Below are 402 nucleotides of genomic sequence, written 5' to 3'. Positions count from 1 at the left end.
CAACCAGGTATTGAGCGTGTAAAACCTTATTTTTCTCAGCAAGAAAAGCAAGAGTTGAATCAAGATGTTGACAACGATATGCCGAAAAACGTCACCATGTATTCATTAGTCAGTGAATGGTCGACATTTTTCCCTGAATTGCTAGAACATGCAAAACAAAAAACCGACAAATTAAGCGAAGTGATTGAGTTGCCATTTAATTTGGATAAAGAGCATGACACCTTTAAATACTTTGTTGGTAGCTTGATTTACGATCTTTATAAAGGCTTTGAACTAGGGTTAAAGCTTTATATCGTTTTTGTCAGTATCGACTTTTTGATTGCAGTTATTTTGAGTGGGTTGGGGATGACCATGTTATCACCGACAGTGATTTCAACCCCTGTTAAGTTGGCCGTCTTTTAT

1 pseudogene is annotated in these 402 nt (G+C 36.8%); it reads left to right on the top strand.

Features of this window, described 5'->3' with window-relative positions:
- Positions 1-402: pseudogene (locus UF05_RS16560) on the top strand (EscR/YscR/HrcR family type III secretion system export apparatus protein); the annotation flags it as partial.

The organism is Vibrio sp. S457-15 (genome assembly GCF_000960545.1).
GTDB classification, from domain to species: Bacteria; Pseudomonadota; Gammaproteobacteria; order Enterobacterales; family Vibrionaceae; genus Vibrio; species Vibrio parahaemolyticus.
Note: the sequence above shows the minus strand (reverse complement) of the source record. Positions and strands in the feature narration are given on the sequence as shown.